Source organism: Paraburkholderia xenovorans LB400 (genome assembly GCF_000013645.1).
In the GTDB taxonomy this organism is placed as follows: domain Bacteria; phylum Pseudomonadota; class Gammaproteobacteria; order Burkholderiales; family Burkholderiaceae; genus Paraburkholderia; species Paraburkholderia xenovorans.
In genome coordinates, this window is record NC_007952.1 from 2,291,138 (window position 1) to 2,306,031 (window position 14,894).

The 14,894-nt window shown below is 64.0% G+C and carries 12 protein-coding genes; 7 read left to right on the forward strand and 5 right to left on the reverse strand.

The window, feature by feature from the left end; genetic code table 11:
• Window positions 1–75: 75 nt before the first annotated feature.
• The 3 genes from BXE_RS32130 (at window position 76) to BXE_RS32140 (ending at window position 4,561) form a co-directional block, all read left to right on the forward strand.
• Window positions 76–3,255: a bifunctional diguanylate cyclase/phosphodiesterase gene (locus tag BXE_RS32130; protein ID WP_011492293.1), complete on the forward strand. Its 3,180-nt coding sequence runs from the start codon at window positions 76–78 to the stop codon at window positions 3,253–3,255.
• A 210-nt stretch (window positions 3,256–3,465) separates the two neighbouring features.
• Entirely contained in the window at window positions 3,466–3,744 is a 279-nt protein-coding gene (locus tag BXE_RS32135) for a DUF1488 family protein (RefSeq protein ID WP_011492294.1), read from the forward strand.
• Between the two features lie 25 nt (window positions 3,745–3,769).
• Window positions 3,770–4,561 carry a phosphate/phosphite/phosphonate ABC transporter substrate-binding protein gene (locus BXE_RS32140; protein ID WP_011492295.1) on the forward strand — a complete coding sequence of 264 codons (792 nt, stop codon included), beginning with the start codon at window positions 3,770–3,772 and terminating at the stop codon, window positions 4,559–4,561.
• Between the two features lie 15 nt (window positions 4,562–4,576).
• Here BXE_RS32140 and BXE_RS32145 read toward each other — a convergent pair whose 3' ends face one another.
• The 4 genes from BXE_RS32145 to BXE_RS32160 form a co-directional block, all read right to left on the reverse strand.
• Window positions 4,577–6,616 (reverse strand): acetyl/propionyl/methylcrotonyl-CoA carboxylase subunit alpha, encoded by a 2,040-nt coding sequence (locus BXE_RS32145; protein ID WP_011492296.1) that lies wholly within the window; start codon window positions 6,614–6,616, stop codon window positions 4,577–4,579.
• Between the two features lie 81 nt (window positions 6,617–6,697).
• Window positions 6,698–7,483: an enoyl-CoA hydratase/isomerase family protein gene (locus BXE_RS32150; RefSeq protein WP_011492297.1), complete on the reverse strand. Its 786-nt coding sequence runs from the start codon at window positions 7,481–7,483 to the stop codon at window positions 6,698–6,700.
• Window positions 7,484–7,514: 31 nt separating this feature from the next.
• On the reverse strand, window positions 7,515–9,122 hold the full coding sequence (locus BXE_RS32155) for a carboxyl transferase domain-containing protein (RefSeq protein WP_011492298.1): 1,608 nt from the start codon (window positions 9,120–9,122) through the stop codon (window positions 7,515–7,517).
• Between the two features lie 49 nt (window positions 9,123–9,171).
• Window positions 9,172–10,353 carry an isovaleryl-CoA dehydrogenase gene (locus tag BXE_RS32160; RefSeq protein ID WP_011492299.1) on the reverse strand — a complete coding sequence of 394 codons (1,182 nt, stop codon included), beginning with the start codon at window positions 10,351–10,353 and terminating at the stop codon, window positions 9,172–9,174.
• A gap of 297 nt (window positions 10,354–10,650) precedes the next feature.
• Here BXE_RS32160 and BXE_RS32165 point away from each other — a divergent pair, with 297 nt between their 5' ends.
• The 3 genes from BXE_RS32165 to BXE_RS32175 all read left to right on the forward strand — a co-directional run bounded on the left by BXE_RS32165 (window position 10,651) and on the right by BXE_RS32175 (window position 13,583).
• Window positions 10,651–11,397, forward strand: coding sequence for a TetR/AcrR family transcriptional regulator (locus BXE_RS32165; protein WP_011492300.1), 747 nt, complete (start codon window positions 10,651–10,653; stop codon window positions 11,395–11,397).
• A gap of 99 nt (window positions 11,398–11,496) precedes the next feature.
• The gene (locus tag BXE_RS32170) at window positions 11,497–12,336 is read left to right on the forward strand and encodes a DUF72 domain-containing protein (protein ID WP_011492301.1); all 840 of its coding nucleotides are present in this window, start codon (window positions 11,497–11,499) and stop codon (window positions 12,334–12,336) included.
• Between the two features lie 128 nt (window positions 12,337–12,464).
• The gene (locus BXE_RS32175) at window positions 12,465–13,583 is read left to right on the forward strand and encodes a 3-deoxy-7-phosphoheptulonate synthase (RefSeq protein WP_011492302.1); all 1,119 of its coding nucleotides are present in this window, start codon (window positions 12,465–12,467) and stop codon (window positions 13,581–13,583) included.
• Window positions 13,584–13,792: 209 nt separating this feature from the next.
• Here BXE_RS32175 and BXE_RS32180 read toward each other — a convergent pair whose 3' ends face one another.
• Window positions 13,793–14,071: an HU family DNA-binding protein gene (locus BXE_RS32180; protein WP_006049832.1), complete on the reverse strand. Its 279-nt coding sequence runs from the start codon at window positions 14,069–14,071 to the stop codon at window positions 13,793–13,795.
• A 350-nt stretch (window positions 14,072–14,421) separates the two neighbouring features.
• Between BXE_RS32180 and BXE_RS32185 the strand changes: the two genes are divergently transcribed.
• Window positions 14,422–14,805, forward strand: a complete 384-nt coding sequence (locus BXE_RS32185; RefSeq protein WP_171914114.1) for a hypothetical protein — start codon at window positions 14,422–14,424, stop codon at window positions 14,803–14,805.
• Window positions 14,806–14,894: the final 89 nt, after the last annotated feature.

The following is a 14,894-nucleotide window of genomic DNA, read 5'->3' on the forward strand; positions in this document are numbered from 1 at the left end:
CCCCGCATGGAGAAACGCAGTGAAACGTCTGGCTTATGGCGCCCGCGGTGAAGCCTCCGCGCTCGAGCGGCGCCCATGAAACGCAACCTGTTCTTCCGGTTTCTCGGGCGCCTGCGCGTCGGCCGCAAGCTGCTGCTGATCTATCTGCTCGACCTGAGCGCGGTGCTGTATATCAGCGGCATCCTGATCCACGAGAAATACATTGCGATCGACTTCTCCGACAAGGAGCTGGTCGGCAACGCCTACGTCGCGGCCGTGCACGACGCGCTCGTCGACTTTGCGCTCGCCGGGGCCGGAAAACCGCAGACGCCGGCCCAATTGCAACGCACGGCGAGCTGGCTCGCCGACGCGGAGCGCCGCTATGGCGCAAACATGCAGAGCGCGGAAATCAACGCGCGCGTGCTGGCGGCCCTCACGGCCAGCGCGGCGCCGCATGCGAGCGCCGCGACGGTGGACGGCGGGCTCGAAGCGACACGCGAACTGGTGACGCGGGTCGGCAACCAGTCGAACCTGATTCTGGACCCGGACCTCGACAGCTACTACTCGATGTCGCTGTCGATCCTGCGCTATCCGGAGCTGCTCAGCGACGTCAACCGGATCGGCCGCCATCTGCACGATGCCGGCGCGAGTCTTCGCACCGCACGGATGAGCCACGACGAGATGCGGACCCGCTACCTCGTGCTGGAAGGACAGCTCGACGCGGTATTGCAGGGGCTGCGCTCCGACTATGCGGAAGCCGCGGCCACCAACGCCACGCTGACCAGAACCATCGGTCCACCGATCACGCATATGCTCGCCGCGATCGACGCGTATCGCCGCGTGGCCGGCGCCGCGGTCGATGCCGGCTCGGATGCCGCCACGCTCACGGCGCTCGATGCCGCGCAGCAGGGCGTGGTGATGAGCGTGAGCGACGCGTGGAGCGCGACCGGCAATCAGCTCGAAAGACTGCTGCATGAACGCGTGCGCGGGCTCTTCGAGCGGATGTGGCTGCACCTCGGCACCGCGTTGTTCCTGCTGTGCGCGATCCTCAGCATGGTGTATTTCGTCGCGCAGCAGATTTCGCGGCCACTGCGCCAGCTCGCGCGCGTGATGGACACGGTGCGGCGTACGGGCGACCATTCGCTGCGCGCCAGATGGCATAGCCAGGACGAGATCGGCCAGCTCGTGCGAGGCTTCAACGACATGCTCGCGCAACTCGATCGCGAGCGCGACGTGCAGAAGGAACTCGCGGCGACAGCGCGCGCCTCGGCCGCGCAGTACGCATTGGTCGAGGCGACTCCGGTGCCGATGGTCGTCACGGCGATCCCGGGGCATGAAGTGCTGCACGCGAACAAGCCCGCGCTTTACTGGCTGAATGGCTGCACGGTCGATCCGTGGGCCGTCGGCCTCGACTCGGAGGTGCGCGCGCGCTTCTTCCAGCAGCTCTCCGACCGCGAGGCGGTCGACGAATTCGAGGTGCACTGGAAGGCCGCCAAAGAATCCACCTGGGCAATGCTGTCGGCGCGGCGTCTCGACTTCCAGGGGCGCGACGCCGTGCTGACCGCCTTCACGCCGATCAACCAGATCAAGCTGATGGAGCAGCGCCTCGAATTGTGGGGCAAGGTGTTCGAAGCGTCATCCGAAGCCATTCTGATTCTCGACGCGCAACGGCGGCTCGTGACCGCAAACGCATCGTTCTATCGCGCGACCGGCTATCGCGCCGACAACGTGACGGGCAAGGAACCCGCTTTCCTGTTCGGCACGCAGGACCACGACGACATTCTTCCGGCCGTGATCGATTCCGTCGACCGCCTGAGCGTATGGCACGGCGAAGCGCACGTACGGCGGCGCGCGGGCAGCGACTATCCGGCGTGGCTGATGGTGAGCGCGGTGCGCGACCGGCGCGCGAACCTGTCACACTACATCTGCACACTGATCGACATCACGGACCGCAAGAAGAGCGAGGCGCGCATCCAGTTCCTCGCCGAACACGACGTGCTGACGGAGCTGCCGAACCGCGAGCTGTTCGTGAAGCGCCTGGGCGTCGTGCTCGGCAACGCGCGCCGCACGGGGCAGCGCGTCGCGGTGCTGTTCATCGACCTCGACCGCTTCAAGAACATCAACGATTCGCTGGGCCATCACATCGGCGACAGCCTTCTGCGCTCGGTCTCGCGACGCCTGTTGCAGGCCGTGCGCACCAATGACACGGTGAGCCGGCTCGGCGGCGACGAATTCACGGTGATCCTGAACAGCGTCAGCAACGCGGCGGACGTCACGCGCACGATCGAGGAGCGTTTGCTGCCGCTCGTGCGCCAGCCGCATGAGGTCGGCGGCGTCACGCTGCAGGTGTCGTGCAGTGTGGGCGTAGCGCTGTTCCCCGACGACGGCGAGGACATCGAGACGCTGATGCAGAACGCCGACGCCGCGATGTACCAGGCGAAGGGCGCCGGGCGCAACCTCGTCAAGTTCTTCGCGCCCGACATCGCCGAGCGCACCCGCTACCGGCTGACGCTCGAAGCCTGCCTGCGCAGCGCGATCGCCATGCACGAGTTCCGGCTCGAATACCAGCCGTGCGTCGATGCGCATACGGGTGAACTGGTCGCCGTGGAAGGTTTGCTGCGCTGGAACAGCCCGCAGATCGGCATCGTCTCGCCCGCGCAGTTCATTCCGGTCGCGGAAGATACGCGCCTCATCATTCCGATCGGCGCGTGGGTGATAAACGAAGCCTGCCAGCAGATCGCCGCGTGGGACGCCGAAGGTCTGACGCCGCTGCGTGTTTCGATCAACCTGTCGGCGATCCAGTTGCGCGATCCGGACCTGATCGGCACGCTCGCGGACAGTCTCGCGCGGCATGGCGTCGCGCCGTGGCGGCTCGAACTCGAGATCACCGAAACCGTGCTGATGGACAACGCGGAGAACTATCTCACCATGATCAACGCGATCCGCGCGCTCGGGGTCAAGCTCTCGCTCGACGATTTCGGCATCGGCTACTCGAGCCTCAGCTATCTGAACCGTTTTCCCCTCGACCGGCTCAAGATCGATCGGGCGTTCGTGCTCGACATGCTCGATGCCCGCGCGGACCTCGCCATCGTCCGCGCGATCATCGAACTGGGGCACGAGCTGGGCTTGCGGGTGGTCGCCGAGGGCGTCGAAAGCGAGCATCAGGCGCGCATCCTGCGCACGATCGGTTGCGACGAACTGCAGGGCTTTCTGTTCTCCAAAGCGTTGTCGCCGGCCGATTTATGGTCGTGGACGAACGCGCGCAAGGTGGCCTGAGCGGCACGGTGTCTTTCTCACGGTCGTGCACGGTCGTGCGCGGTCGTGCGCGGTTCCCGCCGGCGCGGACGCATGACGGCGGCGGGAACCGCTCGCGCTCACGAGACCGGATAAAGTCTCGCCCATTTCGCTGCCAATGCCGGTTTTCCCACATACCGCCAGCTTACGACTTGTCATCCTGATGACTCGGACGTGCGGCGGGAGATGGCCATGTCAGTCTATGTGGATGAAGGGTTCAGGCCCTGTGTGACGGAATGCGCGACGGTCGCGTTCCGGGTGTGCTGTGACGATCGGGCGCAGATCTTCGAGGTCAGCGCCGAAGCACTCGTGACGTATTGCGGTGCGGCGAGCAAGCGAAAGCAGGACCTGCTCGTCGCATTCGAAGACGCGCAGCTGGAAATCCTCTCGGTAGCGGCGCAGAAATGGACATTCAGACCGACGGAGCCGGTGCGTCTCGGCCTCGACGAATTCCGAATGGTCAGACATTAGACGGCGGGCATGCCAGAATAGCGCCATGACCTGGATCGCCGCCCTGCCCATGTATAACGTCACGCCCGCGCTCGACCTGGAGTGGCGCGAGTGGCTCGCCGACGTGCTGCGCCGGGTCAAGCCCGCGTGCCGCATCGTCGAACCGGACGAGGAATTGCATGGCTTCTGGCGGCGCCCCAATCTGCTGATCTCGCAGACCTGCGGCTACCCGTTCATGCACGGCCTGCACGAACAGGTGCAACTGATCGCCACGCCGCGCTTCGACGCGCCCGGCTGCGAGGGCGCCCATTATTCGAGCGTACTGGTCACGCGCGCGGATGCACCGTTCGATACGCTGGCGGCATGCCGCGGCGCACGTGCCGCCTACAACCAGGAAGATTCGAATAGCGGCATGAACGTGTTTCGCCACGCCGTGGCGCCGCTCGCGCGCGCCGGCCTGTTTTTCCGCGCGGCGTTGCGAACCGGCTCGCATCTCGGCTCCTTGCGCGCGGTGGCGGAAAATCGCGCGGATATCGCGGCGATCGATTGCGTGACCTTCGCTTTCGTGTGCGACGAAATGCCGGAACTGGCCCGTCAGGTTCGCCGGATCGGCACGACGGCGCCCTCGCCGGGGCTGCCGCTGATCGCCTCCGGCACGGTGCCCACGGCAACGGTCGAAGCCTTGCGCGAAGCGTTGAACGAAGTGCTCGCCGCCCAGCCCGAGCGTGCGAAACGCCTGCGTTTGCAGGGGTTTTCCGTGTTGCCGCGCTCGGACTACGAACGCATCGAGCAACTCGAAAACGAAGCGCGCGCCGTCGGCTATACGCGCCTCGCCTGAACTGCGGCCTGGCGGCTACTGCACGTCCAGCACCAGAAGCTGCGCGCCATCGGCCACCTGATCGCCAACCGCATACAGTACCTCCGAGACCGTACCCGCAGCCGGCGCACCAATGGTGTGCTCCATCTTCATCGCTTCCATCACGATGAGCGGCGTGCCCTTCTCCACCACGGTACCCGGCTCCACCAGCACCGCGATCACCTTGCCCGGCATCGGCGCGGTCAAACGGCCTTCGCCGCCTTCGGCGTCCGCGGCGTGGGCGAGCAGGTTTTGCCATTCGAACGCCAGCGCTTCGCCGAGGCAGAACACATGGAACGTATCGCCGTCGACGAACACGCGGCCCGTTGCGCGCGCGTCGACGATCGTTGCGCGGAATTCATGCGGGCCGCTGCCGTCCGACCATTTGAAGTCCTCACGCACGCCGTCGTGTTCGAGCGTTTGCGTGCCGCCGTCGCGCGCGAACGTGACCGTGAACAGGCCCGCGCTCTCGCCGCCGCTGTCTATGTCGCGCCAGCCGAGCGTCTGCGTATAGCCGCCATTCAGACGCCAGTGCGACAACGCATCCCACGGCGACGCGCCGTGCGCCGTGCCGCCCTCGCGCGTGAGCAGCGCCGCGCAGGCGAGCGCCAGCGCTTCCTTGTACGGCTTCTTGCGCGGCGCGAACAGGGCGTCGTGATGGCGCTCGATCAGGCCCGTGTCGAGATCGCCCGTTGCAAACGGCTCGCTCGCAACAATGCTCTGCAGAAACTCGACGTTGGTATGCGGGCCGACCACCTCGCACGCATGCAGCGCGCGGCTCAGGCGCGCGAGCGCCTCTTCGCGCGTGGCGCCGTGCACGATCAGCTTGGCGATCATCGGATCGTAAAACGGCGTGATGGTGTCGCCTTCACGCACGCCGCTGTCGATACGCACCGGCGCCTTGCGTCCCGGCTCGCCGAGGCCCGACGCATCGATTGCGAATTCCACGCCTTCCGGCATGCGCAGATGTTTGAGCGTGCCCGTCGACGGCAGAAAGCCGCGCGCCGGATGCTCGGCGTAGATACGCGCTTCGATCGCGTGCCCGTCGATCTTCAACTGTTCCTGCGTGAGCGGCAGCGGTTGATCAGCGGCCACACGCAGTTGCCATTCCACCAGGTCCTGGCCGGTCACCATTTCCGTGACCGGATGCTCGACCTGCAGGCGCGTGTTCATTTCCATGAAGTAGAACTCGCCCGTGCTGGTCATGATGAACTCGACCGTGCCCGCACCGACGTAATTCACCGCGCGCGCGGCGGCCACCGCGGCCTCGCCCATTTCGCGCTTGATTTCAGCGGACAAGCCGGGCGCCGGCGCTTCCTCCAGCACTTTCTGGTGACGCCGCTGCACCGAACAATCGCGATCGAACAGATAGACCGCGCCGCCGTGGCGATCCGCGAACACCTGCACTTCCACGTGACGCGGCCGCGTCAGGTACTTTTCGATCAGCACGCGATCATTGCCGAAGCTGCTCGCGGCTTCGCGCTTGCACGACGCGAGCGCCGCCGCGAAATCCTCACTGCGCTCCACCACCCGCATGCCCTTGCCGCCACCGCCGGCGCTGGCTTTGAGCAGCACCGGATAACCGATCGCATTCGCCTCGCGGTGCAGCAGTTGCGCGTCCTGATCGTCGCCGTGATAACCCGGCACGAGCGGCACGGCGGCCGCATGCATCAGCGCCTTTGCGGCGGCCTTCGATCCCATTGCGGCAATGGCTTCGACCGGCGGTCCGATAAAGACGATGCCGGCCGCCTCGCACGCTTGCGCGAAATCTTCATTCTCCGACAGAAAGCCATAGCCCGGATGCACCGCCTGCGCGCCGGTGGCGCGTGCGGCCTCGATGATGCGCTCGACGCGCAGATAACTTTCCGCCGCGCTCGAACCGCCGATATGCACCGCCTCGTCACAGGCGGCCACGTGTTTCGCGTTGGCGTCCGCATCGGAATAGACGGCCACGCTCGCGATGCCGAGCCGCTTGCAGGTCGCGGCGACGCGGCACGCAATCTCGCCCCGGTTGGCAATCAGGATCTTGTTGAACATGAAGTGTCTCGATGAAGTGTGCCGTTTTATCGGGGCTGTTGTTCTGGTCAGGACGCGGCAAGCGCCCCGGAATGTGTTGCTTCAGTCGCGCCAGGCGGGCGCGCGTTTTTCGAGGAACGACGCGACGCCTTCGCGGCCTTCCACGCCGGCACGCGTGCGCGCGATGCGCGCCGCCGTGTCCGCGATCAGGGCCTCGTTCAACTCGTGGCCCGCGATATCCTGCACGAGTTGTTTGCACGCGCGCACGGCTTGCGGACCGTTTGCGCAGAGCGTCTCCGCAATCTGCCGCACGGTGGCGTCGAGTTGCTCCATGCTTACCGCTTCGCTGACGAGCCCGAGACGCAGCGCCGTCGCGCAGTCGAACTGCTCGGCGGTGATGAAATAGCGGCGCGACGCCTGCTCGCCCAGCGCACGAATCACATAAGGCGCGATGGTGGCGGGAATCAGGCCGAGGCGTGCCTCCGAAAGGCAGAAGCGCGCGCTTTCGACGGCCACCACGATGTCGCACGCCGAGATCAAGCCCATGCCGCCCGCGTACGCGTCGCCATTCACGCGCGCGATCACCGGCTTGTTGCAGCGATAGATCGACGACAGCATGTTCGCCAGCAGCATTGCGTCGGCACGGTTCTCGTCGTCCGAGTAGCCGGCCATCTTCTTCATCCAGTTCAGATCGGCGCCTGCGCAGAAGGCCTTGCCATTCGCGGCAAGCACTACCGCGCGCACGTCGTCGCGATCGTTGAGCGCCGTGAAGGCAGAGGTCACTTCGGCGATCATCGTTTCGTTGAACGCGTTGCGCACGTCCGGGCGATTCAACGTGACCGTGGCGATCTGTCCGGCGAATTCGACTGTCAGTGTTTCGTATTGCATCGTCGCAGCTCCCGCGCTTCGTCGCGCATCGTCACATTCTGAACACGCCGAAACGCGTGTCTTCGATCGGCGCGTTCATCGCGGCCGACAAACCGAGACCGAGCACGTCGCGCGTTTGCGCCGGATCGATCACGCCGTCGTCCCACAGCCGCGCGCTCGCATAGTACGGATGGCCCTGATGTTCGTATTGTTCGCGGATCGGCTGCTTGAACGCCTCTTCTTCTTCAGCGCTCCACGTACCGCCCTTGCCTTCGATGCCGTCGCGCTTGACCGTGGCCAGCACCGACGCCGCCTGCTCGCCGCCCATCACCGAGATGCGCGCGTTCGGCCACATCCACAGAAAGCGCGGCGAATACGCGCGGCCGCACATGCCGTAATTGCCCGCGCCGAACGAGCCGCCGATGATCACCGTGAACTTCGGCACCCTGGCCGTGGCCACCGCCGTCACCATCTTCGCGCCGTTGCGCGCGATGCCTTCGTTTTCGTATTTGCGGCCCACCATGAAGCCGGTGATGTTCTGCAGGAACACTAACGGAATCTTGCGCTGGCAGCACAGCTCGATAAAGTGCGCGCCCTTGAGCGCGGACTCCGAAAACAGAATGCCGTTGTTGGCGATGATGCCAACCGGATGCCCCCAGATATGCGCGAAGCCGGTGACGAGCGTGGTGCCGTAGCGCGCCTTGAACTCGTCGAACGCGGAGTCGTCGACGATCCGCGCGATCACCTCGCGGATATCGAACGGCTTGCGGGTATCCACGGGAATCACGCCGTACATGCTCTTCACGTCGTAGCGCGGCGGCTTCGGTTCCTGCAACGCGACCGGCACCTGCTTGCGGCGATTCAGGTTGCCGACGATGCTGCGTGCAATCCCCAGCGCATGCGCGTCGTTCTGCGCGAGATGATCGACCACGCCGGACAAACGCGTATGCACGTCGCCGCCGCCGAGGTCTTCCGCGCTCACCACTTCACCGGTCGCGGCTTTCACCAAAGGCGGCCCGCCGAGAAAAATCGTCCCCTGATTCCTGACGATGATCGATTCGTCGCTCATGGCCGGCACATACGCGCCGCCCGCGGTACACGAACCCATCACGACGGCGATCTGCGGAATGCCCGCGGCGGACAGATTCGCCTGGTTATAGAAGATGCGGCCGAAGTGATCGCGGTCGGGAAACACGTCGTCCTGGTTCGGCAGATTCGCGCCGCCCGAGTCGACCAGATACACGCACGGCAAGTGATTTTCAGCGGCGATTTCCTGCGCCCGCACGTGCTTTTTCACGGTAACCGGGTAGTAGGTGCCGCCCTTGACGGTTGCATCGTTGCAGACGATCACGCACTCCTGCCCCGCGATCCGGCCAATCCCGGTGATGACGCCCGCGCCGGGCGCGTCGTTGTGATACATGCCGTAGGCCGCGAGTTGCGAGAACTCGAGAAACGGCGTGCCCGGATCGAGCAGTTGCGCGATCCGGTCGCGCGGCAGCAGTTTGCCGCGGCCCGTGTGTTTGTCGCGCGCCGCCTGGCCGCCGCCCAGCGCGAGCTTTTCGATCTTCGCGCGAAGATCGGCGACCAGCGCTTCGAGCGCCGCCGCGTTGGCGCGGAAGTCGTCCGAGCGCGGATTGAGCTTTGATTCGATGATCGGCATTACGTGGCTCTCCTGTTCGCCGCTTCTTATTCGCTTCGGGCCGTTGCGCTCATGCCGTTTCGGCGAACAATTCGCGGCCGATCAGCATGCGCCGGATTTCGCTCGTGCCGGCGCCGATTTCATAGAGCTTCGCGTCGCGCCACAAGCGGCCGACCGGATATTCGTTGATATAGCCATTGCCGCCGAGAATCTGGATCGCCTCGCCCGCCATCCACGTGGCTTTTTCCGCCGTGTAGAGAATCACCCCTGCGCAGTCTTTGCGCACCTGGCGCACATGTTCCTTGCCGAGCGTATCGAGTTGCCGGCCCACCGCGTACAGATACGCGCGGCATGCCTGCAACGTGGTGTAGAGATCGGCGACCTTGCCCTGAATGAGCTGGAACTCGCCGATAGGCTGGCCGAACTGCTTGCGGTCGTGGATATACGGCACGACCGCGTCCATGACCGCGACCATGATGCCCGTGGGCCCGCCCGCGAGCACGGCGCGTTCGTAGTCGAGGCCGCTCATCAGCACCTTCGCACCGCCGTTCAACTGGCCGAGAATATTTTCTTCCGGCACTTCCACGTCCTGGAACACCAGTTCGCCGGTATGCGAGCCGCGCATGCCGAGCTTGTCGAGTTTCTGCGCAACGGAGAAACCCTTCATGCCCTTCTCGACGATAAACGCGGTAATGCCGCGCGAATTCGCTTCGGGATCGGTTTTGGCGTAGACGACCAGCGTGTCGCAATCCGGGCCGTTGGTGATCCACATCTTCGTGCCGTTCAGCACATAGTGAGCGCCCTTCTTCTCCGCGCGCAGCTTCATGCTGACCACGTCCGAACCCGCGTTCGGCTCGCTCATGGCAAGCGCGCCGACATGTTCGCCCGACACCAGCTTGGGCAAGTACTTCTGCTTCTGCGCTTCCGTGCCGTTGCGATGAATCTGGTTGACGCACAGATTCGAATGCGCGCCGTACGAGAGACCGACCGAGGCGGACGCGCGCGAGATTTCTTCCATGGCGATCATGTGCGCCGTGTAGCCCATGTTCGCGCCGCCGTATTCTTCCGAGACCGTCATGCCGAGCACGCCCAGATCGCCGAACTTGCGCCACAGGTCCATCGGAAACTGATCCGTGCGATCGATTTCCGCAGCGCGCGGAGCGATTTCTTTGGCAGCGAATCCCGCGATGCTGTCGCGCAGCATTTCGATTTCTTCGCCGAGCGGGAATTGCAAACCGGGCAGGTTGCTCATTGCTGTGTCTCCAGAGTTCGTTGGCGGCCGGCCTGAATATAGGCGCCGACTGGTCCGAATGCGGCCCGGCGGACGGCGGCGGAACTGTTGACCCGCCTCTGTCGTCCCGCGTGGGGCGCAACGTTCAAGCCGCATTTCACGCCAGATTTACGTAAGCGTCAATAGGTATTTTTGAGTATCACTCAGAAACTGGACCAACTGTGTAGAAAGCCGCTGCGGCGTGATAGGATTGTCATCAAGGGTTCATTCGGCGTGCTTTCATGTCGAATCTGACCAACAAATCTGAACTGGACTCATATGACGGTTGCCACGAAGGCCGAGTTACCCGCCTCGCGCCGCCAGCCGGCCGGGCGCAAGTCGCAGCAACGCGTGAAGGAGATCCTCCAGGCGGGGCGCGACGTGTTCTCCGAAAAGGGCTACGAGCGCGCGACGACCGCCGAGATCGCGCAGCGTCTCGGCATTTCCGAGGCGACCGTGTTCAGCTATTTCCGCGGCAAACGCGAGTTGTGCGCGCGGGTGATCGGCGACTGGTACGACGAGATCATCGATGCGATCGAATCCGGCTTGCCGCGCGACGGCAATGTGCGGCAACAGTTCGCGTTCATCGTTCGCACGCATTTGCGGCTGATGCTCGTGAACGGCACCGATCTATGCGCACTGGTGTTATCCGAAGGGCGGGCGCGCCACCACGAGTTGAGCGAAGCGCTCACGGAGTTGCAGCGCCGCTATACCGCCCCGTTGATGCGCGTGCTTGCACAGGGCCAGGAGAGCGGGCAGATTCGCGGCGACATGCCCCTGCGCCTGCTGCGCTCGATGGTGTTTGGGCCAATGGAGCACGTGCTGTGGGATGCCACGCTCGCGAACCGGCACATCGATATCGATGCGACCGCGGATCGGCTCATCGACGTGTTGTGGGCCGCGCTCACGCCGCCGGATCTGGCGGTAAGCGCCCTGCAACAGTTCAGAGTGGAAGTGGCGGAGGCGAACCGCCGCTTCGAAGAAGCCGCGCGTCACGCGGCAGGTGCGCCTCGCGGCGGCGAATGACAGGCACAGGCGCGCTTTTCCGGTTCTTCGAGGTTTAGGCCGTCCGGCGCAAAAACGGCTAATCTACAGCTTCCCTGCGAAGCCAGATGGAGAACCCAAGTGCCGAAAGAACCCGCCGCAAAAACCGCAAAAACCACGAAGGCCGCCGGAACGACGAACATCCACATCGGTATCGGCGGCTGGACCTATGCGCCCTGGCGCGGCACCTTCTATCCCTCCGACCTCACGCAAAGCCGCGAACTCGAATACGCGAGCAGGAACCTCACATCGATTGAAATCAACGGCACGTTTTACGGTTTGCAGAAACCGGCGAGCTACGAGAAGTGGTATCAGGAAACCCCGGACGATTTCGTCTTCTCACTGAAAGCGCCGCGTTATGCGACCAATAGAAAAGTCCTCGCGGACGCGGGTGAAACAATCGAACGCTTCTTCGGAAGCGGTGTGCTGCTGCTCAAACAGAAACTCGGCCCGATCAACTGGCAGTTCGCGCCCACGAAGAAATTCGATAGCGAAGAGTTCGAAGCCTTTCTGAAATTGCTGCCGGCCAGTATCGAAGGCCAGAAGCTCAGACATGCAATCGAGGTGCGCAACGACACCTTCAAAACGCCGGAATTCGTCGCGCTCGCCCGCAAATACAAAGTCGCCGTCGTACTGGCCGGCGACAGTGACTACCCGCAAATCGCGGATATCACGGCGCCCTTCGTCTATGCCCGCATCATGGGCACTACGGATAAACAGGCCAAGGGCTATTCGACCAAAGCGCTCGACGCATGGGCCGAACGCGCGCGGCAACTGGCGGCAGGCACGACACCGTCCGATCTGGAAACCTTCGCGCAAGCGCCCGCCAAAGCGGCCGCACGCGACGTCTATCTGTACGTGATCAGCGGCTTCAAGGAGCGCAATCCGGCCGCCGCGATGGCGCTGATCAAACGTCTCTGACCTGCGCCATCCCGGCCGCAGCACGCGAGTGTCATAATCCCGGCAGCGAAGACAGCCACGATCAACGCACCCACACTCACGCAGTCAGGCCGCGAGGCCGCTTCATCACCAAGGTCCGGGAGAATATTTTGAACGCCATCGACAATCCTTTGCACGATCAGGAAGTCGGCTCGGCCGACGCCACCCAGGACACCACGCGCATCGACGACGTTCGGATCGGCGCGGTACGTCCGCTGATTTCCCCTGCGCTGTTGCAGGACGAGTTGCCCACACCGCCTTCGGTGCAGACGCTGGTCGAGAAGACCCGCGCGGAAATCGCCGACATTCTGCATGGCCGCGACGACCGGCTCGTGATGATCGTCGGACCGTGCTCGATTCACGACCACGACCAGGCGATCGACTATGCGCGCAAGCTGAAAGTCGCCGCCGACACTTACAGGGACGACCTGCTGATCGTAATGCGGGTCTACTTCGAGAAGCCGCGCACTACCGTCGGCTGGAAAGGCTATATCAACGACCCGCGGCTCGACGGCAGTTTCCGTATCAATGAAGGTCTGCGTCTCGCTCGGCAATTGCTGCTCGATATCAACGGTCTCGGCCTGTCCACCGCCACCGAGTTTCTCGACCTGCTGAGCCCGCAGTACATCGCCGATCTGATCGCGTGGGGCGCTATCGGCGCGCGCACGACGGAGAGTCAGAGCCATCGTCAACTCGCTTCGGGACTGAGCTGCCCGATCGGCTTCAAGAACGGCACGGACGGCGGCGTGCAGATCGCCGCGGACGCGATCGTCGCCGCGCGCGCGAGCCATGCGTTCATGGGCATGACGAAAATGGGCATGGCCGCGATCTTCGAAACGCGCGGCAACGACGACGCGCACGTGATCCTGCGCGGCGGCAAGAAAGGGCCTAACTACGACAGCGCGTCGGTGGACGCGACTTGCGTCGCGCTGAAATCAGCGGGACTGCGCGAGCAGGTCATGATCGACTGTTCGCATGCGAACTCGGGCAAATCGCATTTGCGTCAACTCGAAGTGGTGCAGGATATCGCGCTGCAGTTGTCGCAGCGCGAGCGCCGCATTATCGGCGTCATGCTGGAAAGTCATCTGGAAGAAGGCCGCCAGGATCTGAAGCCTGGTGTGCCGTTGCGTCACGGCGTATCGATCACGGATGCCTGCGTCAGCTGGGCGCAGACCGAGCCGGTGCTCGAAACACTCGCCGAGGCCACCCGCAAACGCCGCGCGGGCTAAGCACGCGCCAGGCGGCCGGCGTTACGTCGAGCATGCCTTGCAGGAAGAAAGTCCCGTTGGAGGCAGCACGAAAAAACCCACGCGCCGCACCAGCCGCCGATGGATCCGTCTTACCGGCGTTGGGCAGCGCGTGATTCCTCACGCCCGAAGCATCGCTCGCCGCGCGCCAACGCAGCGCGCGTGGATGTTCCGGCGCGAAGCGCGTTGCATTACGACGCGTTGACGGCTTCCTTGAACGCCTTGCCGGCGGTGAACTTCACCGTCTTGGCAGCCGCGATCTGGATCTCGGCACCCGTCGACGGATTGCGGCCCACGCGTGCTGCGCGCGCGCCGGTCGAGAAAGAACCGAAACCGACCAGTTGCACCGTATCGCCACCCACCACGGCCTTGGTCACCGCTTCGACGATCGCGTCGATGGTTTGGCCGGTGGCCGCTTTGCTTTCGCCCGTCGCTGCGGCGACTGCATCAATCAGTTCCTGTTTGTTCATAGCACTTCCCGTATGGTAATCATGGAACCGGCGCCACATCTGTTGCGCCGGGACCGACACACTAACGCATAGGCGCCGGTTCACGCAAACCTTGGGTGTAAGGCTTGTATCACCCGCCCACAGGGAATTTGACGATTTTTTCCTGCAAAGTGCCATAAGAATCGCGCGCTTAGGCGTTTCTTCCGCTCGATACGTGTTCTCGCGCTATCACAATCCGTTGCAATTTCAGTGGTTTAGCGCAGCGCAAACCATGACCGGCGGGCTTTTTTACTATGTTATGGTGGATTGGAGAGTTCCGGAAATTGTCAGGCCGAGGCGTCCGCAATCAGCAACCCGGGAGGAATAAAAAAATGAAATTTCGCCATATTGCAACAAGCGCGTTGCTCGCCGCGATGTCTTGCACTGCTCTCGCAGCCGACGAAAATGCCTGCGCCACCCTGGTCGGCACGACACATTCAGCGCCTTCCCAGAGCTTTCAGGTCCGCGACGGCGAACCCGTCGACCTGGTTAGCGGCACTCGAACCATCCACGGCAAACTGCTGGTTTTCGGCGACAGCGGCGTTTTCCGGGCTTACTGGCAGCCTGACGACAGCCCCGAAAAATACGTGCTGGCGAATGCCGGCGTGAATGCCGTGCGCCTCGTTTCCAGCCCAACGCAAGGCACACCGGCACCGAACGGGCAACCCGGCACGAGCATGGAGCCTCAGCGCGTGCTTTCATGTCCGGCGCTTTGATACGGCCACCCCGTGATTCGCGCCACCCCGGCGCGGCATAAATGACATACACGGCTGCGCTGGCCGGTCGTACTTACCGCCTGCGCGCG